Annotated in this window: 17 protein-coding genes; 4 read left to right on the top strand and 13 right to left on the bottom strand. The window is 67.1% G+C overall.

The genetic code is table 11. The annotated features are described in order from the left end of the window. Positions 1–80: 80 nt before the first annotated feature. Entirely contained in the window at positions 81–1,682 is a 1,602-nt protein-coding gene (locus CV103_RS19220) for an ABC-F family ATP-binding cassette domain-containing protein (protein WP_107395828.1), read from the top strand. 212 nt (positions 1,683–1,894) lie between these two features. Continuing rightward, on the top strand, positions 1,895–4,894 hold the full coding sequence (locus CV103_RS19215; RefSeq protein WP_107395827.1) for a TonB-dependent receptor plug domain-containing protein: 3,000 nt from the start codon (positions 1,895–1,897) through the stop codon (positions 4,892–4,894). A gap of 53 nt (positions 4,895–4,947) precedes the next feature. Here CV103_RS19215 and CV103_RS19210 read toward each other — a convergent pair whose 3' ends face one another. Beyond that, positions 4,948–5,880 (bottom strand): gliding motility protein GldB-related protein, encoded by a 933-nt coding sequence (locus CV103_RS19210; RefSeq protein ID WP_107395826.1) that lies wholly within the window; start codon positions 5,878–5,880, stop codon positions 4,948–4,950. Between the two features lie 232 nt (positions 5,881–6,112). Between CV103_RS19210 and CV103_RS19205 the strand changes: the two genes are divergently transcribed. Continuing rightward, positions 6,113–7,282: a sulfotransferase family protein gene (locus CV103_RS19205; protein WP_015460303.1), complete on the top strand. Its 1,170-nt coding sequence runs from the start codon at positions 6,113–6,115 to the stop codon at positions 7,280–7,282. A gap of 36 nt (positions 7,283–7,318) precedes the next feature. Here CV103_RS19205 and CV103_RS19200 read toward each other — a convergent pair whose 3' ends face one another. The 4 genes from CV103_RS19200 to CV103_RS19185 all read right to left on the bottom strand — a co-directional run bounded on the left by CV103_RS19200 (position 7,319) and on the right by CV103_RS19185 (position 11,511). Continuing rightward, positions 7,319–8,698 (bottom strand): sensor histidine kinase, encoded by a 1,380-nt coding sequence (locus CV103_RS19200; RefSeq protein ID WP_070935689.1) that lies wholly within the window; start codon positions 8,696–8,698, stop codon positions 7,319–7,321. Then, positions 8,698–9,801, bottom strand: a complete 1,104-nt coding sequence (locus CV103_RS19195; protein ID WP_107395825.1) for a DUF2336 domain-containing protein — start codon at positions 9,799–9,801, stop codon at positions 8,698–8,700. Before CV103_RS19195 ends, CV103_RS19200 begins: the two co-directional genes overlap by 1 nt. 75 nt (positions 9,802–9,876) lie before the next feature. Then, positions 9,877–11,106 carry a nucleotidyltransferase family protein gene (locus CV103_RS19190; protein WP_107395824.1) on the bottom strand — a complete coding sequence of 410 codons (1,230 nt, stop codon included), beginning with the start codon at positions 11,104–11,106 and terminating at the stop codon, positions 9,877–9,879. Between the two features lie 105 nt (positions 11,107–11,211). Further along, a complete protein-coding gene (locus tag CV103_RS19185) occupies positions 11,212–11,511 on the bottom strand; it encodes an Hpt domain-containing protein (protein WP_070933665.1) in 300 nt (99 codons plus the stop codon). A 97-nt stretch (positions 11,512–11,608) separates the two neighbouring features. On the opposite strand from CV103_RS19185, the gene CV103_RS19180 reads away from it, so the two are divergent. Further along, positions 11,609–13,780 carry a coiled-coil domain-containing protein gene (locus CV103_RS19180; RefSeq protein ID WP_107395823.1) on the top strand — a complete coding sequence of 724 codons (2,172 nt, stop codon included), beginning with the start codon at positions 11,609–11,611 and terminating at the stop codon, positions 13,778–13,780. A gap of 5 nt (positions 13,781–13,785) precedes the next feature. Here CV103_RS19180 and CV103_RS19175 read toward each other — a convergent pair whose 3' ends face one another. The 8 genes from CV103_RS19175 to smpB all read right to left on the bottom strand — a co-directional run bounded on the left by CV103_RS19175 (position 13,786) and on the right by smpB (position 23,018). Beyond that, a complete protein-coding gene (locus CV103_RS19175; RefSeq protein ID WP_107395822.1) occupies positions 13,786–15,231 on the bottom strand; it encodes an MATE family efflux transporter in 1,446 nt (481 codons plus the stop codon). 154 nt (positions 15,232–15,385) lie between these two features. Continuing rightward, the gene (locus CV103_RS19170; protein WP_107395821.1) at positions 15,386–17,182 is read right to left on the bottom strand and encodes an acyl-CoA dehydrogenase C-terminal domain-containing protein; all 1,797 of its coding nucleotides are present in this window, start codon (positions 17,180–17,182) and stop codon (positions 15,386–15,388) included. A gap of 21 nt (positions 17,183–17,203) precedes the next feature. Continuing rightward, positions 17,204–17,695, bottom strand: coding sequence for a MerR family transcriptional regulator (locus CV103_RS19165; protein WP_070933661.1), 492 nt, complete (start codon positions 17,693–17,695; stop codon positions 17,204–17,206). A gap of 181 nt (positions 17,696–17,876) precedes the next feature. Further along, complete coding sequence (recA, locus tag CV103_RS19160; RefSeq protein ID WP_015460294.1) at positions 17,877–18,950, bottom strand: recombinase RecA; 1,074 nt, start codon at positions 18,948–18,950, stop codon at positions 17,877–17,879. 94 nt (positions 18,951–19,044) lie between these two features. Further along, complete coding sequence (locus tag CV103_RS19155; protein ID WP_015460293.1) at positions 19,045–19,407, bottom strand: response regulator; 363 nt, start codon at positions 19,405–19,407, stop codon at positions 19,045–19,047. An 88-nt stretch (positions 19,408–19,495) separates the two neighbouring features. Further along, on the bottom strand, positions 19,496–21,904 hold the full coding sequence (locus tag CV103_RS19150; RefSeq protein ID WP_107395820.1) for an ATP-binding protein: 2,409 nt from the start codon (positions 21,902–21,904) through the stop codon (positions 19,496–19,498). An 80-nt stretch (positions 21,905–21,984) separates the two neighbouring features. Continuing rightward, complete coding sequence (locus CV103_RS19145) at positions 21,985–22,530, bottom strand: DUF2062 domain-containing protein (RefSeq protein ID WP_015460291.1); 546 nt, start codon at positions 22,528–22,530, stop codon at positions 21,985–21,987. A gap of 5 nt (positions 22,531–22,535) precedes the next feature. Further along, the gene (smpB, locus tag CV103_RS19140) at positions 22,536–23,018 is read right to left on the bottom strand and encodes an SsrA-binding protein SmpB (RefSeq protein ID WP_015460290.1); all 483 of its coding nucleotides are present in this window, start codon (positions 23,016–23,018) and stop codon (positions 22,536–22,538) included. Positions 23,019–23,035 lie beyond the last annotated feature (17 nt).

Raw genomic sequence — 23,035 nt, 5'->3', positions numbered from 1 at the left:
GCATAAGCGGATATACCAGATCATGGATTTCAACCCGACAGCAACCTTTGTCCGTTCCGCTGCTCGGGAAACCCGCATCCATGTCCGCCTCGATCGCTCTTTCCAACCTTGCTTGGTCCACGCCTGAAGGCCATCCGGTCCTTTCGGGCCTCACGCTCAGCTTCACCACGGAACGCACCGGCCTCGTCGGCCGCAACGGCGTCGGCAAGACGGCGCTGCTGAAGCTCATCTCGGGCGAGCGCCAACCCCGCTCGGGCACCGTCACGATCAACGGCAGCCTCGGCTTCCTTCACCAGGCCGTCCAGCCACGACCGGGCGAGACGATCGCCGACCTGTTCGGCATCGCCCCCGCGCTCGCCCTTCTCGCCCGCGCCGAACGCGGCGAGGCGACGATGGAGGAGCTGGGCGACGCCGATTGGCTGCTGGAATCCCGCCTCGCCGAGGCGCTTGCCACGGTCGAGCTCGACGTGCCGCCCGAAACGCCGCTGGCCGCTTTGTCCGGCGGGCAGCGCACGCGGGCCGGGCTGGCCGCCCTGATCTTCGCCGAGCCCGATTTCATCCTGCTGGACGAACCCACCAACAATCTCGATCGCGACGGCCGCCGCGCTGTGATCGATCTTCTCCACGGCTGGCGCGCCGGCGCCATCGTCGTCAGCCATGATCGCGAGCTGCTGGAGACGATGGACGCGATCGTCGAGCTGACGTCGCTCGGCGCCACGCGCTATGGCGGCAACTGGAGCCTTTATCGCGAACGCAAGGCGCTGGAGCTGGCCGCCGCCCGCCACGACCTGGCCGATGCCGAAAAGCGCGTGGCAGATGCCGCCCGCGATGCCCAGAAGATGGCCGAGCGCAAGGCCCGCAAGGATGCCGGCGGCCGGCGCAAGGCCACCAAGGGCGATATGCCCCGCATCCTGCTCGGCACCCGCAAGAACCGCGCGGAGGCGACCGGCGGTACCAATGCCCGGCTGGCCGAGCGGCAGCGCGACGATGCGCAAAGCACCGCCGCATCGCTGCGCGGACGGATCGAAGTGCTCCAGCCGCTCACCGTCGTCCTGCCGCCCACCGGCCTTCCCACCGGCCGGACGGTGCTCCGCATCGACGGCCTCGGCTTCGGCCATGATGCCGCCCGTCCGCTATTCCGCGATCTTCCCCTTACCGTCACCGGGCCGGAGCGGATCGCCGTCACCGGCCCCAACGGATCGGGGAAAAGCAGCCTGCTGGCACTGATTGCGGGCCGGCTCCGGCCACAGGCTGGGTCGGTACGGGTGATGGTCGACATGGCGATGCTGGACCAGCAGGTCGATCTGCTCGATCCGTCATCCTCCATCCGCGACAATTATCGCCGGCTCCATCCGGGCGCGGACGAGAATGCCTGCCGCACGGCGCTCGCCCGCTTCATGTTCCGTGCCGATGCCGCGCTCCAGCAGGTCGCCACGCTCAGCGGCGGCCAGATGCTCCGCGCGGGCCTCGCCTGCGCGCTCGGCGGAACGGCGCCGCCGCAATTGCTGATCCTGGACGAGCCGACCAACCATCTCGACATCGATTCCATCGAGGCGGTCGAAGCGGGTTTGCGCGCCTATGACGGCGCGCTGATCGTCGTCAGCCATGACGAGGCTTTCCTCGAAGCCATCGGCATCACGCGCCGGATAAGGCTCGGCGGCGGGAACGGCATCGACGAATGAACGAGGGCCGGCTGCGAACGCCGTTTGCAGAAATGTTGCAACCGTTGGTCGCAAAATGGGTCCGAAGCGGCCCCGAGACGCGCATCCTGTTGCACAACGGCATCAGGCGCTGAAACAAAATCGCCGCTGGCATCCTTTCACGGCCGGCAAGGGGATCAAATCGGGGTCGGCGGCGTCTGTGCCGGATCGGGAGCTGACAGGGAGCGACCGCCATGACCTGCATCATCATCAAGCCGCGCCTTCTGGCCGGGATTTCGCAAGCGACGATCGCCATCCTCGCCTGGCCGGCGCTGGCCCAGGCCCAGACGGCCGATGCGGAACCCGAGCAGGGCGGGGACATCATCGTCACCGGATCCCGCATTGCCCGGCCGCAGATCGATTTCCCCAATCCCATAACCGCGATCACCGCCACCCAGATCCAGGAATCAGGGCGCACCAACATCACCGATCTGCTGACGCAGACACCGGCGCTGGTGGGTTCGCAGACCAGCAACACGAACGCGGGCTCCAATGCCGCGATCGGCACCAGCGGCCTGAACCTTCTCAACCTTCGCAATCTGGGCCCGCAGCGGACCCTGGTGCTTGTGGACGGGCGCCGCCATGTCGCCTCGCTGCCAGGCACGGCCGCGGTCGATATCAACACCATCCCGGTCGACCTGATCGAGCGTGTGGACGTCCTCACCGGCGGCGCTTCGGCCATATACGGCGCGGATGGCGTCACCGGCGTGGTGAATTTCGTCACCAAGAAGAATTTCGAGGGTATTCTCGCTCGCGGCCAGATGGGCATCTCCGAGCGCGGCGATGCCGGCAACCGCTTCTTCTCGATCACCGCCGGCAAGAATTTCGCCGACGGGCGCGGCAATTTCACGCTCAATTACGAATATGACCGCGACGAACGGCTTCAGGCGTATCAGCGCAAGCGCAACCTCACCCAGAACCGCACCACCTTCCAGAACAATCCGGACGATCCCGACGACGATCCCAACATCCCCGACAACGTGCCGCTGAAAGACGTGCGCTTCTACGACAGTTCACGCGCCGGCGGCATCGACGTCGACTTCGATGGCGTGCCGGATTATCGGTGGGACGGTTCACCCTGGGATGGCGGCCGCTTCGTGCCGCCTTTCTACCAGCAGGGCGGCGACGGCACGCCGCGATCGGACTATATCGGCGATCTGCTGCCGGATATCGAACGGCATAATGTGAATGCGCTGTTCCGCTACGAAGTGGCGGATGGCATCGATTTCTTCGTCCAGGGCAAATATGTGAAGACCAAGACCTTCACGATCAGCCAGCCGACCTTCGATTTCTATTCGCTGATCCAGCCGGACAATCCCTATCTTCCCGCCAATCTGCGCCAGATCGCGCTGGATAACGCCAATAATCCCGATATCGAGATGGCGGGCGTCCTCCTCAACCGCGACAATTTCGATCTCGGGACCCGAGGCGAGGATGTCGATCGCGAGACGATCCGCAGCGTCATCGGTTTCGAAGGGGATATCAGCTCGCACGCCCGGTTCGAGATCAGCTATGTCTACGGCCAGACCAAGGTGAAGAACCGCCAGATCGGCAACCGCTATAACGATCGCTTCTACGCGGCGATGGACGCGGTGGACGAAGGCCAGTTCCTCACCGGCACGCCCAACGGCAATATCGTCTGCCGATCGAACCTCGATCCGACGGCCCTGCCTTTCCAGCCGCTGGCGAGCCCCGGCATCAACAATTTCGGTTCCTTCACTCCGGGCCCGAATAGCGGGTGCGTGCCGCTCAATCCGTTCGGCGAGGGATCGCCCAGCCGGCAGGCGATCGACTGGGTCACGCTCACCAGCATCGCTCGCGACAAGCTGACCCAGCATGTCGTGTCCGGGTCGGTCAGCGGCGATCTCGGTGGCCTCTTCTCGCTGCCGGGCGGCGACGTCGGCTATGCGATCGGCGCCGAATATCGGCGGGAAGGCAGCAAATCCACACCCGATCCGGCCGACACAGCCGGCTTCACCTTCAACAATGTGCTGCTGCCCTCCAAGGGGCATTATGATGTCTGGGAGATTTTCGGCGAAATCAATGTGCCGCTGCTCAAGGACAGGCCCTTTGCCGAGGAGCTGAGCTTCGGCGGCGCCGTCCGCTATTCGGATTACAGCACCGTCGGCAGCACATGGACGTGGAAGGTGGACGGCGTCTACGCGCCGATCCGCGACGTCCGCTTCCGCGCCACCTATGCCGAAGCGGTGCGCGCGCCGAACATCTCGGAACTGTTCGATCCGGCGAACCAGACCTTCCTGTTCATTGATGACCCCTGCGACGTCAACAACGTCAACAATGGCGCCTCCACCCGGCGGGCCAATTGCGCGGCCCTCCTCACCGCAGCGGGCGCCGATCCCAATACTTTCCGGGACCCCAATTCCGCTTCCATTCCCGGCGTGCAGACCGGCAATCCCGATCTGACCGAGGAGACCGCCAAGACAACCACCGCCGGCATCGTGCTGCAGCCGCGCTTCCTGCCCGGCCTCACCGCCTCGGTCGACTGGTATAATATCAAGCTCAAGAGCGCGATCACCACGGTGACGGCGCAGCGCCTGGCCGATCTCTGCGTCGATCAGGCCACCATCGACAACCAGTTCTGCGCAAACATCACGCGGCAGGTGGGCGGCGCCAATGCGGGCGGGATAACGGGCTTCACATTGCTGCCCCAGAACGTCGCCAATTTCCACACGCGCGGCGTCGATTTCACCGTCAACTACCAGTTCGCGGTGGGCGAGGCCGATCGCATCGCCCTGAACCTGGTCGGCGGCTATCTCGACAAACTGACCTTCATCGGCTCACCGGGGGCGGACCCTTCCAACGACCGCAACGTCGCCCAGAGCGTCAATGGCGGCCCCGCGCCGAAATGGCTGCTGAACTTCGACGCGACGTGGAAGCACGGCCCGCTCACCGTCAATTACGGCTTCAACTATTTCGGCAAGACCCTGCGCTTCCTCCGGTCCACCACGACCGGGGACGACGATTATGTGGAGAAGAAATATTTCCACCTGAAATCCAAGCAGGAACATGAAATCCAGCTGAGCTACGACATCAACGAACGGTTCAACGTCTATTTCGGCGTCAACAACCTGTTCGACCAGAAACCGGACTTTGCCGAGGTTTTCCTGCCTATCTCCGGCGTCGGCCGCTATTTCTACGCCGGTGCCAAGGTGAATCTGGCCGATATCTTCTGAAGCGATTTCTCGGCGCCGCTCCATCGCCGGGCGGCGCCGGCATCGCCCGCCTCCTATTGCAACGCCATCCCCGGCCGCCAGCCGCTCGCCGCGAGGATAGCCTTCGGATCGCGCAACTCGAACAGGTCACGCAGCGCCCGATGCTTGTCCTTCGCGCGTTGGTAATAGGCCTTGGCAATGCGGTAGCCGACCCAATAGCCCAGATCGCCCGGCGTCTCGTTCGTGCCGTTGTAGAACCAGTCCGAAAGGTCGGCCTTGTCCTGGTCGGCCATGAACCGGGCCTCGATTTCCGCCTCGTGCCCCTTGGTGATCGCAGCAGGCGCCATATTGCCGACATTGCCGGAAATCAGCTCCGCCACCAGCTCCGCTCCTCCTTCCCTCAAGCCCGCTTCCAGAACGGTCATCTGGCCATCCTCGGGCTCGGGGCTCTGCTGGATATGGGCATATTCGTGCGCGATCACGTGGACGAAGCGATCTTCCGGATCGGGGTTCATGTAACGGGTGGCGCAAAGCCCCTCCAGACCGATGCGCACACCCTCCCCGTCCGTCATGCCCACGGGCTTGGTCCGCGATACGGCGATCGTGATCGGCGGAAAGCGGGCCTCGGGATAAAGTTCGCGGAACCGCTCCAGCGCGACAGCCACCCTCGGCTTCACGCGCGGCAGCACGGCCATGCACGCCCGTGCATTCTCATAAGCCTGGGGCCGCGCGGCGATGGCGGCCGCGATCGTCGCCCCCGTCACGTTGCGCTGCGCCGCCAACTGGTGGAGCCCCGCCGATCCCGCATCCAGATATTCGCGCTGCAGCCGCTCCGCGCCCGGCTTGCCCCCGGTCGCGTCATAAAGCCGGTAGAAGCGCGTCACGTCATCGACGTCGATTATCGGCGTAGCGGGCGGCCCGGCGCCTGCCCCACCCGCATGTGCCGCCGCGAAGCCCAGCGCGGCGCAGATCAGCAGGCGCTGGCGAAGGCTGTTGGCGCTGGGCACGGGCTATTCCTTTTCGATCGACGGCAATCGGCAGCCATCCTGTTCGGGGCGACCGCACGGGTCAAATTCCGGCACTGACTTCCCACGGCCATTAATGTCCGCCACGATAAATCCGCGTCCGATGCGCGATGGCGGGGGCGTTGACGCTCATGCGCACCCGCCGCCATATGGGATTGCGTAGTTCATCATTTACAACCGCTATGATTGACAAAATGCGGAATATGGAGGGGATATGACGGCGAAGGTTCCCGATCGCGAGGCATTGATCGCGGAAGCGAAGGCGAAGACCGGGCTCGACGATTTCGGCGATACCTGGTTCTTCTCGCACATCGATGCCCTCATCCCCGCTTTCAACGGCGAGGCGAAGCTGAGCGATGCGGGCGCGGCCTATGCGCGCGAAACGGTGGTCACGTCGCTGGTGAACCGCCTCCGCTTCGTCGAGATGTTCAAGCAGCATCCCGAGATCGACGAGGAGGAGGTCGAGGTCGCGGCCGTCGTCGTCGGCCTGCCGCGCACCGGCAGCACCATGCTTCACCGCATGCTGGCGGCGGCGCCGGGGATGACCGGGTGCCGCTGGTACGAAACCAAGAACTACGTCCCCTTCCCCGGCGAGGAACGCGGCAATCCCGAGCCGCGCCGCGCCGAGGCGAAGGTGCTGATGGATTATATGGTGCAGGCCATCCCGGAGCTGATGTCGATCCATCCCATGGATATCGACCAGCCGGATGAAGAGCTGATCATCATGGGGCAGCTTTTCTCCTCGACGATGATCGAGGGCACCTTCTTCGTGCCGAGCTTCGCGCGCTGGCTGATGCAGCATGATCGCATCCAGGTCTATCGCGACCTCAAGCAGATATTGAAGCTGCTGCAATGGTCCGATCCCAGCCGCAAGGGCGCCAAGTGGGTGCTGAAGACGCCGGGCCACCTGATGGGCATCGATGGCGTGATCGAGGTGTTCCCCGAGGCAAAGATCGTCATGACGCACCGCGATCCGGTGCAGACCGTGCCGTCTTATTCCAGCATGATGGCCAATCTCTATTCGATGGTATCGGATGAGGTGACGCGCGAGGAAGTCGGCGCCTTCTGGATCGATCGCCTGGCGGAACTGCTCAACACCTTCGTTGCCGAGCGCGAGAAGGTGGGCGGCCGCAACTTCATCGACGTGCGCTATACCGAACAGCTTTCGGAACCGGTGAAGGTGGGCCGTTACGTGCTGGAACAGGCCGGCATCACCGTGACGCCGGAAATCGAGGCCGGCATGGCCGAGTGGATCGAAGCCAACAAGCGCGAGGATCGCGCGCCGCATAAATATTCGCTCGAGGATTTCGGCCTCACCCGCGCGCAGGTGGAGGAGAAATTCCGCAGCTATCGCGAGGCCTTCCTCGAAAAGACCCCGGCCTGATACCGGCGCGCGCCGTTGCGCGCGTAATCCGTTACCTCAACCCTGCCCCGGTTCCACCGCGGGCAGGGTGAAGGTGAAGCGCGCGCCCTGCCCCAGCTGGCTCTCCACCGTCAGGTCGCCGCCCATCGCCCGCGCCAGCCGCCGCGCGATATAGAGCCCGAGCCCGGTCCCCGCGCCATCGCCCGGTTGCAGCCGCTCGAACTTCTCGAAGATGCGCTCATGATCCGCCGGGTCGATGCCCCGGCCCTGATCCGCCACTGTCACCGCCGCATAGCTCCCTTGTCGTTCGCACCTGAGCCACACCGCCCCGCCTTCGGGCGAATGGCGCACGGCATTGCCGATGATGTTGACGAGCACCTGCAGCGCCCGCCGGAAATCGCCCTGGACGGGCAGTGCTTCGTCCGCCGCCGGCCGATCGATCCGCACGCCCCGGTCCGCCGCCCGCCCGCCCAGCAGCCCTGCGGCGCGGCGCACGGCATCGGCGATGTCGAGCCGCTCGATCGCCGGCGCGAAATCCGGCCGCTCGATCGCCTGGAGATCGACGAGATCGTCGACCAAAGCCAGCAGGTGCCGGCCCGCGGCCGCGATATCGGCGGCGTAATTGGCATAATCGCGCCGCAGGGGGCCGTCGGCCTGGGCGCGGATATGTTCGGCGCTGGCGATGATCCGGTCGAGCGGATCGCGCAGCGCCGTGTCGAGCCGCCGGCCGAAGGCTTCGGCCTGGACCCGATCGACGCTGGTGCCGCCGCTGTCGGTAACGGGCAGCAGCACCGGCGCGCTGGGCGGGGATATGGCCACCGCCGCGCCGCGCAGCCCGGCAAAGCGGCCGGCGGCATCGAAGATCGGCACCGCCGAAAGCCGCACCCCGCCCCCGCCTTCGCGCAGTTCGCCCTCCTGATCGTCGAAGCGGCGCTGGGTGGCGATCGCGTCCAGGATAGGCAGCACGCCGGCCTCATTCTCCCGCAAGGTGACGAGCTTGGTCAGCGGCTGACCAAGCAGGGATTCGCGGGACGGCACCACGCCGGGCGATAGAGCGGTGATCTTCAGCGCGTCATCGGTTTCCCAGAGCCAGTCGGCGGAGGCCCGGATGAAATCATGCTCGCGGTCGATCGTCGTGGCCGGGAAGGAATCGGCGGCGGGCCGCGCCGTCCATCCGGCGATCGCCAGCGCCACGCCCTCCCCCTGCGGTTCGGCGCGCACCCACAGCTCGAGATCGGTTTCGCCATCGGCCGCGATCACGCCGCGCGAGACGACAATCCCCAGCCGGCGCGCGAGCCGGGCGATGCTGGCCACCTGCGGAACCGCCAGCACGCCGCCGGCAAGGCCGCCGGCGCGCAAATGCAGCCCTTCCAGCGCGGCATCCGCCTCGACCAGCCGGAAATCCCGGTCCAGGCGCCCATGGATGGGGGCCATCATCATCGCAGCCCCGCGTCGAGTTCGTCGATGGCGGCGCGGAACGCCGGCTCCAGCCGCCATGGCCGCAGCACCTCGTCCGCGCGGTTGCGGTCGAGCATCATGAAGGCTTCGATGCGGGCGGCGGCGGTATCGGGGTCGACATCGCTCGGCACGCAGCGGAACAGGATGTCGGCGGCCGCCTCCGCCTCCATGCCGATGGCGCTCAGCAGCACGGCAAGGCGGCTGCCGTCGGCGTCGAAGAGCATGTCCCACGCCGCGCCGAATTCGATCCCCGCGCGCAGCGCCAGCCCGGCCACGGTCAGCGCCACCCGGCCTTCGCCCAGCGCGCGCGCGATCACCGCATCGGTAAGGCGCCCGCCGGCGCGCAGCAGCAATGCGAGCGCCATCGCCCGCCCTTCCAGCGTGGCGCTTTCGTCATAGCCCGACAGCAGATGCTGCGCGGCGAGGCCGACTTCGCGATCGGCGGTGGCGGCATCGAGGCGGCCGATATCGATCATGTAGCGGCGCAGGCAGGCCGCCACCCGCCAGATCAGCCGATGCTGGATATCGGCGGGCAGATCGGTGCGGGCCAGCACGGGATCCTGAAAACGATCTATCCGCCGGCTTTCCGCGACCACCATCGCCATGGCGGCTTCCGCGATCGCCGGTTCGGCATCCTCGACGAGCAGGTCGATCAGCGGCGGTTCCGGGGCGATCGCCGCCATGCGCGCGGCGGCGAGGCGCAAGGCGACGCTCAACCGATGCTCCTCCGCCCGCCGCAGCACCATTCCGACCAGCTCGGCATCGCGGAGCAGGCCGGCCTGCTCCATCATCGGCGCGGCGATCGGCACGGCGCCGGCGGTGATCGCGGCGGCCAGCACGGGATCGCGCGCTTCCAGCCTTTGACCGATACGATCGCGCAGATCATCCTCGACGGTGCAGATCAGCCGTTGGAGGAGGTTGGCGGCGGCAATCCGCTCGATATCCCGCAAGCGGCGGCCATCCGGCAGGAACAGGTCGATCAGCGCCAGCCGGATGCGTTCGCGGCCCGCCACCTGCGCGCGCGCGGCATCGCCCAGAAGGCGTTCGGCACCGTCAACAGAATCCGGAACGAAGGCGACCATTGCCACGGCTTATCGCGACGCGGTTAAAGCGGGCTTAAACGAAATTGGCGAACGGCTGCGATCACTTGGCCATGTTCAGGCGGTCTCGCTTGCCTGCGCGACGACGCGGATCGCCACCTCGCGCTGGACGAAACCGAAGGAGGCGAGCGCATAGGCCGCCAGCACGGCGATGCCCGCCAGCCATTGGCCGATCAGGGCGAAGGGCAGCATCGCCCAGATCAACCCGTCGAGGCTGGCGATCCAGTGCGGCGCCAAACCGCCCGGCAGATGCCGGAGGATGCGCTGCTCGCCCGCCAGCGCGCCCATGGCGAGCAGCAGCATCGCCGCCACGGGCCAGGCGCCCCAGCCGGTTTCCTTCGCCAGATCGAACGAAAGGATCAGGAGCGCCGCCACCGCCGCAAGGGACCGCGCGATGAAGAAGGCGCCCGACCAGCGCAGCGGCGACAGGCGCGCGCCGGCAAGCCGTTCGGCGACGGCGGCGATCGGGCCGGAAAGCATCAGCGCCGCCTGGCCCGCCAGCCGCCATCCCGCTGCGATCAATATGCCGGCCGCGACGGCGGCGGTGACGGCGCCGACCGCGAACCAGATCGGGTCGGTTCCCCGGCGGAGCAGCGGCGGCGCGACCACGCCCTCGATCAACGGAAAAACATGCCGCCATGGCCAGTCGCGCCCGCGCGGCCTGGCGGTGGCGAGCATGTGCCGGTCGAATCCCTCCAGATCGATTATCCCGTCCACCAGCAGCGGCGTCCTGCCGGCCGCGTTGCCGGCGGTGGCGTCGACTCGTTCGGCGTCGCCCTGCACGGCGCGGCGCAGCAAGGTGGATTCCACGTCCCAATCGCCCAGCATCGCGGCGGTATCCCGCAGGAAGGCGCCGCTCACCAGCATCAGCCCGCCCCAGCGGACGGTGGCGTCCATCCGTTCGAACATCGCGCGATCGGGCTCGTCCGGCACCGTCAGCAGCGCCGGCGCCCGCGCCTTGACCATCCTGCGGAACAATCGGGGCGAGGCCAGGCAGCCATCGCCCACCACCAGAAGCTCCTCGTCGGGATGGATGCGGTCCGCCGCGTCGTTCACCCCGCGCGCGATCTCGACCCGCATGCCGCTGCGCCGCAGCCGCTCCACCGCCTGAGCCAGGGCCACGGGAACGCGCTCCGCCAGCACGACCACATTATCCGCGCCGGCGAGGGCCGCCAGCCGGGCCTGATGCTCCAGCAAGGTCCGCCCGGCAAGCGGCAGGGTAGACCGCAGCCCTTCGGCCTCGTCATTCGCATAACGGTAAGCAGATATCAGCGCCGCAAGCGCCACAAGCGTCCCCCGATCCTATCGCGCCTCAGCGATAAGCCGGGAAGCCGGATGATGCAAAGCCGCCCGCGACGAAAGGCCGGCCGGCGGAGCCGCCGGCAAAGGGCTTCAGGATGCGAGGCCGCCGATAACCGCGTCGATGGCGCGGGAAAGCACGGTGTTTCCGGGCGTATCCTGCGCCGCCTTTTCGGCCAGGTCCATCAGCTCGAACGCGCCGAAGCTGGCCGCGAGCCCCTGGAGGCGCATCGCCGACGCCCGCCATTCCGCCACGTCCGCCGTGCGGCCCATCGCATCGGCATGGCCGCGCGCGCCGGAAAGAAAGGCCTGCCGCAGTTCCGCCGCCAGCATGGCATCGTCTCCCACGGCGGCGGAAAGCGTGGCTTCAAGGGCGCGCGGATCATATTTCATGGGCGCCAGTCTCGCATGAACGCCTTAACAGGGCGTTGCATGCCATCGCCATGCTCTCGGCCCTTTCGCCACGCCCGAAAGCTGATAAACAAAGATCATGAACCAGGGGGTCCGATCCACCGACCAATGGCGCGAGCACCGCGCGCTGCTCGAAGCCATTTCGCGCAATCGTGAAGACGCCGCCACGGCCGTCGAGGCCCCGCCCCAAAGCGTCGCGGTCGCCCCCCAGGCGCCGGAACCGGAGGCAGAACCCGCGATCGAGCCCGCCTCGTCCTGGCAGGGCCGCGTGACGGCGGCCGTCCTGCTCGTGGCGGCGGCGATCTGGATCGTGGCGGTCGGCACCTCCGTCGAGGCGGATGGATCGCCCCTCACCCGCGCGACGGCGCTCATCTCGCTCGCGAGCGGGCCGTTGGCCCTGCTGGGCGTGATCTTCATCGTCCTGCAGCGCTCCAGCCGGAAGGAAGCCGCCCGGTTCGGCCAGACGGCCCAGGCGATGCGGGCCGAGTCCGCGCTTCTGGAAAGCGTGATCGGCCGGCTGGCCGACCGGATATCCGAAAGCCGGAAGGATTTGGCGGATCAGGCCCAGCAGCTGATGTCGCTGGGCGACGATACCGCGCTTCGCCTGAGCGAGATCGCGGCCGCCATGGGGCGCGAGACCAGTATATTGCGGGCGGAATCGGACAATCTGGAAACCGCCGCCGAAATCGCCCGCAGCGATCTGGGCGTGCTGATCGACGATCTGCCCCGGATGGACGAGCAGGTTCGCGGCATTTCCGATCGCCTGCGCGAGACGGCGGGCGAGGCCGGCGGCAGGGTGGATGCCCTGCAGGCCCAGCTTGCGGCGCTGGAGACGCAGAGCGAGAAGGCCGACCAGGCGGCATCGGGCGCGGCGCGGCAGCTTGCGGAGCAGATCGCCCGGATCGACGAGCAAGGCGCCCGGATCGATGCGCGCATGGCCGAAGCGGCGACCGCGCTCGCCGCGCGGATCGAGGATATGGGCAGCCGGATCGATTCCCTTGCCGGCGGCTTCGCCACCCGCAATGCCGAAAGCCAGGCCGCGATCGACGCCATCGCCCGGTCGCTCGACGAGATCGAGGCCCGCTTCGCCGGGCTGTCCGGCAAGGGCAATGATGCCGTCCAGGCCCTGACCGAAGCAGTCGGCCGGCTGCGCGAGCAAAGCGAAGGCCTGGCCGATCGGCTCGCCACCGCCGCCCCGGCGACGGAGGCCCTCGTCGAGCGCGCGGCGGCGCTCAAATCCGCGCTGGATGCGAGCACCGCCGGCATCGATAGCGACATTCCCGCCGCGCTTGCCGGAATCGAGGCTCAGGCCGGGCGCAGCCATGCCGCGATCACGGCGCTGCTGCCCGAGGCAAGCGCGCTGGAACGCGCCCTCGCCCTCGCCACCGGCGGCATCGCCGATGCCGGCCAGTCGCTGGCGGATCAGCGCGCGGTGATCGAGGATATGCATCGCATCGCCGGCGACCGGCTGGCCGAAGTCCGCACCCGTTCGGAGGAGTTGCAGGCAAGCCTGGCCCAGGCCGAGGACAGCGCGAAGCAGCTTGCCGAAAAGGCCGGGCCGCAGCTCGTCGAAGCGCTGCTCCGCGTGCGGGAGACGGCCGTTCAGGCGGCGGACCATGCCCGCGAGACCATCGGCACCGTCATTCCCTCCGCCGCGACCGATCTGGGCGCCGCCGCCCGCGACGCGATCGAGAAGGCGATGCGCGAGGCGCTCGGCACGCAATTGGAGGAGGTGGCCACGGCCGCCGACCGCGCCGTTTCCGCCGCGACATCGGCCAACGAGCGGCTGCAGCAACAGCTTCTCGCCATCCGCGATACGGCCGCCGCCGTGGATGCGCGGATCGACGAGGTTCAGGCGCAGGTGGCCGAGGCGGACGAGGAAAGCTTCTCCCGCCGCGCGGCCCTGCTGGTGGAATCGCTGAACTCCACCGCGATCGACATCGCCAAGATCCTGTCCAACGACGTGACCGACAGCGCCTGGACATCCTATCTGAAGGGCGATCGCAGCATCTTCACCCGCCGCGCCGTGCGGCTGCTCGACACGGCCGAGAGCAAGGAAATCGTCCGGCATTATGAGGAAGAGCCGGAGTTCCGGGAGCAGGTGAACCGCTACGTCCACGATTTCGAGGCGATGCTGCGCCGGATGCTCGCCCAGCGCGACGGCGCGCCGCTGAGCGTGACCTTGCTGTCCTCCGATATGGGCAAGCTCTACGTGGCGCTGGCCCAGGCGATCGAGCGGCTGCGGGCCTGATCCCGTCAGCCGTTCGGCTGGGCGCGGCCGGCCGGATCGGTGCTGGAAATCACCATCTCCTCCGCCTCGATCGGATCTGTCGGCGGCATCATCCGCAGCGCGCGCCATCCGCCGAACCGGAAATAGGCGATCGTCAGCACCAGCGTGGTGAGCGAACCGGCGTTGTAGCTCCACCAGATCGCGTCCGCGCCGATCCGCGGCTGGAAGCAGGCGGCCAGCCCCAGCCGGACCGGGAAGAAGGCGATGACCAGAATCAGGAGGGGCACCATCACCGCGCCGTTCGCCCGCACCACGGCCGACAGCACCGATGTGATGCCGAACAGGATGAAGCCCCAGCTGACGATCAGGTTCATGTGCCGGGCAATCGCCATGGCATGCCCGTCATTCCCCAGGAACAGCGACAGGGCGTGGCGATCGATGGCGAGCAGCAGGAGCACGGCCGATCCCGTCATCAGCACGTTCATGCCGATGCCCGCGCGGGTGACCTGGCTCACCCGATCCCAGCGGTTCGCGCCGATATTCTGGGCGGCCATGGCGCTCACCGCCGCGCCCAGCGCCATCGCCGGCATCTGGATATAGGTCCAGAGCTGGTTTGCCGCGCCATAAGCGGCCGTCACCGCCGCCCCTTCCCGGTTGACCAGCCCGATCATCGCCAGCGCCGAAACCGATACGACCAGCATCTGCAGGCCCATCGGCACGCCCTTGAACACGATCGTTTTCAGAAGGCGAAGGTCGGGCAGGAGATAGCCGATCTCCCGCCCGCGCAACCGCAGCGGCAGATCGCGCCGGTAGATATAAGCGACCAGCGCGAGAAGGCCGACGATATTGGCGATGAGCGTGGCCGCCGCCGATCCCCGGATGCCGAGTTGAGGGGCCGGCCCCAGCCCCAGGATCAGCACCGGGTTGAGTATGACGTCGATCACAGCCGACAGGATCATGAACCACAGGGGCGTCAGCGAATCGCCCGATCCGCGCAGGCCCATGGTGATCAGCACCACGATCATGCTGGGCGGCAGGCCGAGGAAGATGATGCGCAGATAGGCCAGCGCGAGGCCGAATACCTCCGGCGGCGTGGCCAGCAGGTGGAGCAGGGACGGCGCCCACAGCCATCCGGCCAGCGCGACCAGCGATGCCGCCACGGCGAACATGCCGATGGTCGTGCCGATCACGCGCCGCGCGCCATCCACGTCGTGCGCGCCGATGCGCTGCCCGATCAGGATCGTCGCGGCCATGCCGAACCCGAACACGGCCGAGAACATCAGGAACATGACGAGGTTGGCATTGGCCGTCGCCGCCAGCGCGGCCTCGCCCAGAAACTGGCCGACCCAGATGGCGTTGATCGATCCGTTCAGCGACTGGAGGATGCTGGACCCGAGCGTCGGCAACGCGAACAGCAGCAACGTGCGGGCGATCGGCCCCTGCGTAAGGTCCCGCCCCGGGCGTGTCGCCATATCCTACTCTCCGTCCCACGCCGGCGGATACCGGGCCCTGCGTGTGTAGCCGCTGGCGCCGGCGGGGCAAGGCGCCGATCGCAGGCCCCCGACATTTCGGGACCGAAGTCTCGCCCCCGGCCCGATGACGAAAACGGGCCGGGGGCGATCGGGATCAGAAGGCTTCGACGGGAAGCGTCATCATGCTTTCGGCGCCGCTTTCGATCTTGCGGCGCAGCGAGCCCGCATCCGGCAGGATGCGTTCCGCGAAGAAGCGCGCGGTGACGAGCTTGGCTTCGTGGAAGGCGCGGTCGCCGCCGTCCCCGGCCGCGATCGCGGCCGTCGAGGCGCGGGCCATCTTCAGCCACATCCAGCCGAGCGACACGATCCCCAGCAGCGTCATATAGCTATAGGCCGCGGCGCCGGCATTGTCGGGATTGGCGAGGCCGTTCTGCATCAGCCACATGCTGGCCGCCTGCAATTCGCCCACCGCCTTTTCCAGCCTGCCCGCGAGATCGGCCGTTTCCGGCGTCGCCTTGCCCTGGGCGATCTCCTCGCCGATCAGGGCCAGCAGCGCCATCATCGCCCGGCCGCCGTTCATCGGCAGCTTGCGGCCCACCAGATCCATGGCCTGCACGCCGTTCGTGCCCTCATAGATCTGCGAGATGCGGGCATCGCGCACATATTGCTCCATCCCCCATTCGCGGATGTAGCCGTGGCCGCCATAGACCTGCTGGGATTTGGTGGCGATGTCGTAACCCAGGTCGGTCACATAGCCCTTGATGACCGGCGTCAGCAGCGAGATCAGGTCATCGGCCTGCTGTCGTTCCTCCTCGGTCGCCGCATGGTGGGCGAGATCGACCTGAAGGCCGCCCCACAGGCACAGCGCGCGGGCGCCTTCCAGGCAGGCCTTGCTTTCCATCAGCATGCGGCGGACGTCGGGGTGCACGAACAGCGGATCGGCCTTCTGGTCCGGCTCCTTCGGACCGGTGAGCGCGCGTCCCTGCCGGCGATCCTTCGCATATTGCACGGCATTCTGATAGGCGACCTCGCCCACGGACAGGCCCTGCAGGCCCACGCCCAGGCGCGCGGCGTTCATCATGATGAACATCGCCGCAAGACCCTTATTCTCCTCGCCCACGAGGAAGCCGGTGGCGCCGTCATAGTTCATGACGCAGGTGGAATTGCCGTGGATGCCCATCTTCTCCTCGATGGAACCGCACGACACCGCGTTGCGATCGCCGATCGATCCGTCCGCGCCCACCATGAACTTGGGGACGATGAACAGGCTGATGCCCTTCACATTGTCCGGCGCGCCCGTCACCTTGGCCAGCACCAGGTGGATGATGTTCTCCGTCAGGTCATGCTCGCCCGAGGAAATGAAGATCTTGGTGCCGGTGATGGCATAGGTGCCGTCGCCCTTCGGCTCGGCCTTGGTGCGGATCAGCCCCAGATCGGTGCCGCAATGCGGCTCCGTCAGGTTCATGGTGCCGCCCCATTCGCCGGAGATCATCTTCGGCGTGTAGAGCGCCTTCTGCTCGTCCGAACCCTTGGCGAGGATCGCGGCCGTGGCGCCCATGGTGAGGCCGTTATACATGGCGAAGGCCATGTTGGCGCTGATCAGATATTCCTCGAAGGCCGTCGCGACGACATGGGGCATGCCCTGCCCGCCAAATTCGGTCGGCCCCGAAAGCGTCGGCCACCCCGCCTCGCGGAAGGCGTCATAAGCCGCCTTGAAGCCGGTGGGCGTCGTCACGCTGCCGTCCGGATGGCGGGTGCACCCTTCGTGGTCCCCCACCTGGTTGAGGGGGAAGAGCACTTCCTCGCAGAATTTCGCGCCTTCGGTGAGAACCGCCTCGACCATGTCCGGCGAGGCGGCTTCGAAGCCGGGAAGATTGGAATAGCGGTCGAGGCCGATGATGGCGTCGAACACATAGCGGGTATCGCGCACCGGCGCGGAATAGATCGGCATTGCAGGCTCCTGCTCTTGCTCTCAGGCGTCGTTTCCGGTGTTCCGGGCGCGCTTGCTTTCGGCGAGGCGGCGGGCTTCCCGCTCGGCCGCCTCGACGCGCTTCGGATCATCCTCCGCGCTGTTCACCAGTTCCACGAAATCCATCAGTTCGGCGATCGCGGCGTCGATGTCCTCGCGCTGGCGCCGCAGCGCTTCTATGCGCGCCTCGCACTTCTCCACCGTGACATGGCGCTGCGTGGCGCGGCCATCGTCGAGATCGTAGAGATCGATCATCTCGCGTATCTCGGCAAGGCTGAAACCTACGCGCTTGCCCCGCAATATCCAGGCGAGGCGGGCGCGATCCCGCTTCGAATAGACCCTGGCCAGCCCGACGCGCTCGGGCGCGATCAGGCCTTCATCCTCATAGAAACGTAGCGCGCGCGCCGTGACCCCGAACTCCTCGGACAGGTCCGAGATCGTATAGGATTCGCGATTCTGCGCGTCGGGCGTGTCGATCGTGGCATGAACAGGCATGCCGCCATGCTAGTTTACGCTCACGTCAACGTCAATCGGATGGTGCCGCGCGGCCCTTCCCTGCTACCGGGCCGCGGCGGATCGCCTCGCCTCCTTCCTGGATGCCTCCTTCGCGGGCAAGGAAAAGGGCGGCCGCAACCTTCGTTGCAGCCGCCCCTTCAGCTTTCCGAACCCCGTCCCCTCAGAGGTCGTCGTCAGGTTCAGGCCCGGACATCAGCGCTTCGGCCACGTCCGCCGAATTGCCGCGGATCGCCCTTTCCAATCGCTCGGCGACCTCGGGATTCTCGCGAAGATAGGTCTTCGCATTTTCGCGGCCCTGGCCGATGCGGATCGAATCATAGCTGAACCAGGCGCCGGACTTCTCGACGATCCCGGCCTTGACGCCGAGGTCGAGGATTTCACCCACCTTGGAAACGCCCTCGCCATACATGATGTCGAATTCGACCTGCTTGAACGGCGGGGCGACCTTGTTCTTCACCACCTTCACGCGGGTCGCGTTGCCGACGATATCGTCGCGATCCTTGATCTGGCCGGTGCGGCGGATGTCGAGGCGAACCGACGCATAGAATTTCAGCGCGTTGCCGCCCGTCGTGGTTTCCGGGTTGCCGTACATGACGCCGATCTTCATGCGGATCTGGTTGATGAAGATCACCAGGCAGCGCGACCGGCTGATCGATCCGGTGATCTTGCGCAGCGCCTGGCTCATCAGCCGGGCCTGCAGGCCGACATGGCTGTCGCCCATCTCGCCTTCGATTTCCGCGCGCGGCACCAGCGCGGCCACCGAGTCCACCACAAGCACGTCGATCGCGTTCGACCGGATGAGCGTGTCGGTGATCTCCAGCGCCTGCTCGCCCGTGTCGGGCTGCGACACGATCAGCTCGTCAATGTCCACGCCCAGCTTGCGGGCGTAGACGGGGTCGAGCGCATGTTCCGCATCCACGAAGGCGGCGGTGCCGCCGGCCTTCTGCGCCTCGGCAATGGCATGCAGCGCCAGCGTCGTCTTGCCCGAGCTTTCCGGGCCGAAAATCTCGATGATGCGCCCGCGCGGCAGGCCGCCGATGCCGAGCGCGATATCCAACCCCAGCGATCCGGTCGAAATCGCCTCGATCTCGATCTTCTCGCGGCTTCCCAACTTCATCGCGGAGCCCTTGCCGAACGCGCGATCGATCTGCGCGAGAGCGGCTTCGAGGGCTTTCTGCCTATCCATATCGGCCTTTTCCTTTTCGGAACCGATGAGCTTCAACTGTGCGGCCATCCGGTCAGCTCCCCTCGTAGATCGCGCATCGGCGCGGTTCAACAGGCAGCTTCGTACACGGATTGTTCCATGAGAACAAGAGGGGAACGAACGGTCAGGCGGTAGCGGCTATCCCGTCCAGCCCCAGGCGCACCCCGTCCATGGTGAAGGGCTTGATGAGCACGGGCGCCTGGGCATGCCGGCCCGGCGGCGGCTCGACATGGCCGCCCGTCGCCAGCAGGAACGGCTTGGACGCGGCCACCAGGGCATCGGCAACCGGCCAGCTCGCCTCGCCGCCCCGCAGGTGGACATCGAGGATCGCGGCATCGAAATCGCCGCCGGCGACCATGGCCAGCGCGCCTTCGACCGAATCGACGGCGCCGGCCACCTCATGACCGAGACTTTCCAGATAGTCTTCGAGGACCATCGCGATCAGCGGTTCATCCTCGACGACCAAGATACGGAGGGTCTGGTTCATTTCGATGGTCATACAATGACAACAAGGCGCCGACCAGTGCCTGCCGCGCCCTCCGTTCGCCGATGCGGCAAACCGCTTCGCCGCCCGCTCAGGAAGCCGCCGTCCCCTCGGCGCCCAGCGCATCGCGCGCCGCCTCGGCCAGTTGCTGGACCGAAAAGGGCTTGGCCAGGAAGGCCACCCGATCGAGATCGATCGAACGGCGAAGCTGCTCCTCGGCATAGCCGGACATGAACAGGATCGGCAGCCTGGGGAACATCTCGCGCGCATGGCGGACGAGCGTCGGCCCGTCCATGGTGGGCATCACCACGTCGGATACGAGCAGGTCGATCGTCTCCCCGCCATCGGCCGCCATGCCCTGCAGCACTTCCAGCGCCTCCTCGCCATTGGCAGCGGTCAACACCTTGTAGCCCTGGCGGGTGAGCGCGCGTTCGGCCACGGCGCGGACCATATCCTCGTCCTCGACCAGCAGGATCGTCCCCGTTCCCCACAATTCGCCCTGGCGCGGCTTCTTGGGCGGGGGCGGCGCATCCAGCATGGGGTCCGCGCGATGGACGGGTAGATAGATGACGAAGCTGGTGCCGACGCCGGGCTTGGAATCGGCGAAGATGAACCCGCCCGATTGCTTGACGATGCCGTAGACGGTGGACAGGCCGAGGCCGGTGCCCTTGCCCACTTCCTTGGTGGTGAAGAAGGGTTCGAATATCTTGCCCAGCAGTTCCGCCGGAATGCCGGTGCCCGTGTCGGAGACGCTGAGCGCGGTATAATCGGCGACCGGCAGGATATCGCTGTTGAGGCGGCGCACCTCCGCGGCGGTGACGCCATAGGTCTGCACCGTCAGCGTGCCGCCATCCGGCATCGCATCGCGCGCGTTCACCGCCAGGTTGACGATGACCTGTTCGAGCTGGCCCGGATCGGCGCGGACCTGGCCGAGATTGCGGCCATGCTTGACGACGAGGCGGACCCGCTCGCCCAGCAGCCGCTTGATGAGATTGGAAATTTCCGAAATGACGTCCGGCAGTTGCAGCACCTGCGGGCGCAGCGTCTGCTGGCGGGAGAAAGCGAGGAGCTGGCGGGTCAGGCCGGCGGCACGGTTCGAATTCTGGCGGATCTGCTGGATATCGTCATAATCGCTCTCGCCCGGCCGGTGGCGCAGCAGCATCAGATCGCAATGGCCGATGATGGCGGTCAGGATATTGTTGAAATCATGCGCGACGCCGCCGGCGAGCTGGCCCACGGCCTGCATCTTCGTCGCCTGCGCCACCTGGTTCTTGAGGCGCGATTCCTCGCTATTGTCCTTGAGGCTCAGCAGCACCGCCGCCTCGCCCAGCCCGCGCGCGCCGGCGATGGTGAGCGCCACCGCCTCGTCCGCGCGATAGCGGAGACGGACGGCGATGTCGCCGGACATGCGCTGGCCCGCGGCGAAACGGCGCACCGCATCGGCCACGGCGGCCTTGTCCTCCTTCACCACGAGATCGCTGGGATAGAGCACCGGCTGCCCCTGCGGCAGCCCCGCCGCGCGCCGGAAGGCATCGTTCATGAAGAGGATGCGGCCGTCGCGCTCCGCCAGCGCAAGGCCCAGCGGTAGCATCGCCAGCAGGGCTTCGACATGATCGGAGGCGGCATCGGCCGCCGGCCGGAGCGCGCCGGCATCGTCGAGCAGCAGGAACAGGGTGGGGCTTTCGCCGACGCCGTCGTCCAGCGGCACCTGCACCACCCGCAACGGGGTCGCCTCATCCCCTTCATGGCGGAAGCGGATCACATCGCCGCCGCTGTCGTCGAAAAGATCGGCAAGCGCGTGGATGCCGGCTTCCTCATTGCCCAGCGCGCGCTGGAGGAATACCCGGTTGGCGGCGACGAGCCGGCCGCCGCCATCGGCGATGGCCGCCATCATCCCGGCCGCGCCTAGGCGCTGCCCCCCCTCGCCTTCCACCAGCCTGCGGGTTTCATCGACCAGCTGGCCGCCGCGCATCCGCCGCAGCCGCCAGACGAGATGGTCCTGCGCCGTGCCTGCCCGCAGCGCGGTGGCGGAAAGCCGTCCACGCCCGGTCGCCAGCCCCTCGATCTCGGCCCAGCCGTCGCGCCATGCCGACCGGCCGGCCTCCGCCAGACGATCGTCGCCATGATCGCCGATCGCGAGCCCCGGCGGCGCCGACAGGCCGGGAAACCATTCGCCGAAGGTGCGGTTGGCGCAGATCAGCCGCCCGGACCTGTCGGTGATCGCGACCGCTTCGGACGAATCGCCGATGGCGGCGTTGAGCAGGCCGATATCGCCCATGGTCGCCGCGTCGGCCAGGCCGGACCGGTGCCGGCCCAGCAGCAGGATGAGCCCGCCGGCCGCGAGGAAGACGAGGAGAAAGACGCCGGCCGCCAGCGCATCGCCGAGCAGCCAGAGCAGCAGCAGCGCCGTGCCGAGGCCGAGGCCCGCCACGCCCAGCAGGATCGCGCGATCGCCGCGTTCGGAAGCCTGGACCGGGAGGGACGGAAAGGCGGTTGCCATGATCCTGTTTCATCCTCCGGCAAGGCGCGGCCCGTCAAGCGCGGCGGCGGCGATCCATCCGATGCCGCGACCGGCAGGGCTCAATCGTTACGCTGGCGCTCATGCCGGCGGTGCCGCCACTTGTGGGCGATCCACATCCGCCAGGTGATGGAGGCGACCAGATAGCCGAGCACCGCGCCGACGACCGCCACGACGACCAGCCCGAGGCCGAGCGCCGGGCCGACGTCGCGCAGCAGCCATTCGCTCCAGCCCATCGCCTTGTTCACGCCTTCGACGACAGCCGGATCGCCGCCATGATGGCCCAGCATCATCCGGCCGATCCAGATGGAGAAGGCCCAGATGGCCGGGGTGGTGAACGGATTGGTGATGAAGGTGGTGAGCGCCGCCACCGGCACGTTCGCGCGTGATGGCAAGGCGAAGATCGCGGCGAACACCGTCTGCGCCACCGGGATGAGCACGCCGACCAACACGCCCAGCGCCACGCCGCGCGGCACCGAGCGGCGGTGGAAGCGCCACAGTTCGGGCAAAAGGATGCGGTGCGCGATCGGCCGCAGCCAGCCGATCCGCTCGAACGTCTCGCGCGTGGGCATGTTGCGCTCCGACCAGGCGCGCATTCTCTCGAACATCGCGCCTAACCCCGGTCGCGCAGCAGGCGCTGCTGTTCGCGTTTCCAGTCCCGCGACTTTTCCGTCTCCCGCTTATCGTGCAATTTCTTGCCCTTGGCGAGCGCGAGTTCCACCTTCGCCCGGCCGCGCGGGTTGAAATAGATGGACAGCGGAATCAGCGTCATCCCCTCGCGAGAGACGGCGTTGCGCATCTTTTCGATCTCGCGTTCGTGCAGCAGCAGCTTGCGCGGCCGCTTCGGCTCGTGATTGAAACGGTTGCCGTGGCTGAATTCCGGGATGTTGGAATTGATGAGCCAGGCCTGCCCGTCCCTCACCTCGGCATAGCTTTCGGCGATCGATCCCTCGCCGAACCGCAGCGACTTCACCTCGGTGCCGGTCAGCGCGATGCCCGCCTCGAAGAATTCCTCCAGGAAATATTCATACCGCGCCCGCCGGTTTTCGGCGACCGTCTTCACTTTTTCAAAGGTTGCGGGCTTGGGGCGGGCCATCTCTTGCTTTCTTGGGC

It is taken from the genome of Edaphosphingomonas fennica (assembly GCF_003034225.1).
Lineage (GTDB): Bacteria > Pseudomonadota > Alphaproteobacteria > Sphingomonadales > Sphingomonadaceae > Sphingomonas_E > Sphingomonas_E fennica.
Note: the sequence above shows the minus strand (reverse complement) of the source record. Positions and strands in the feature narration are given on the sequence as shown.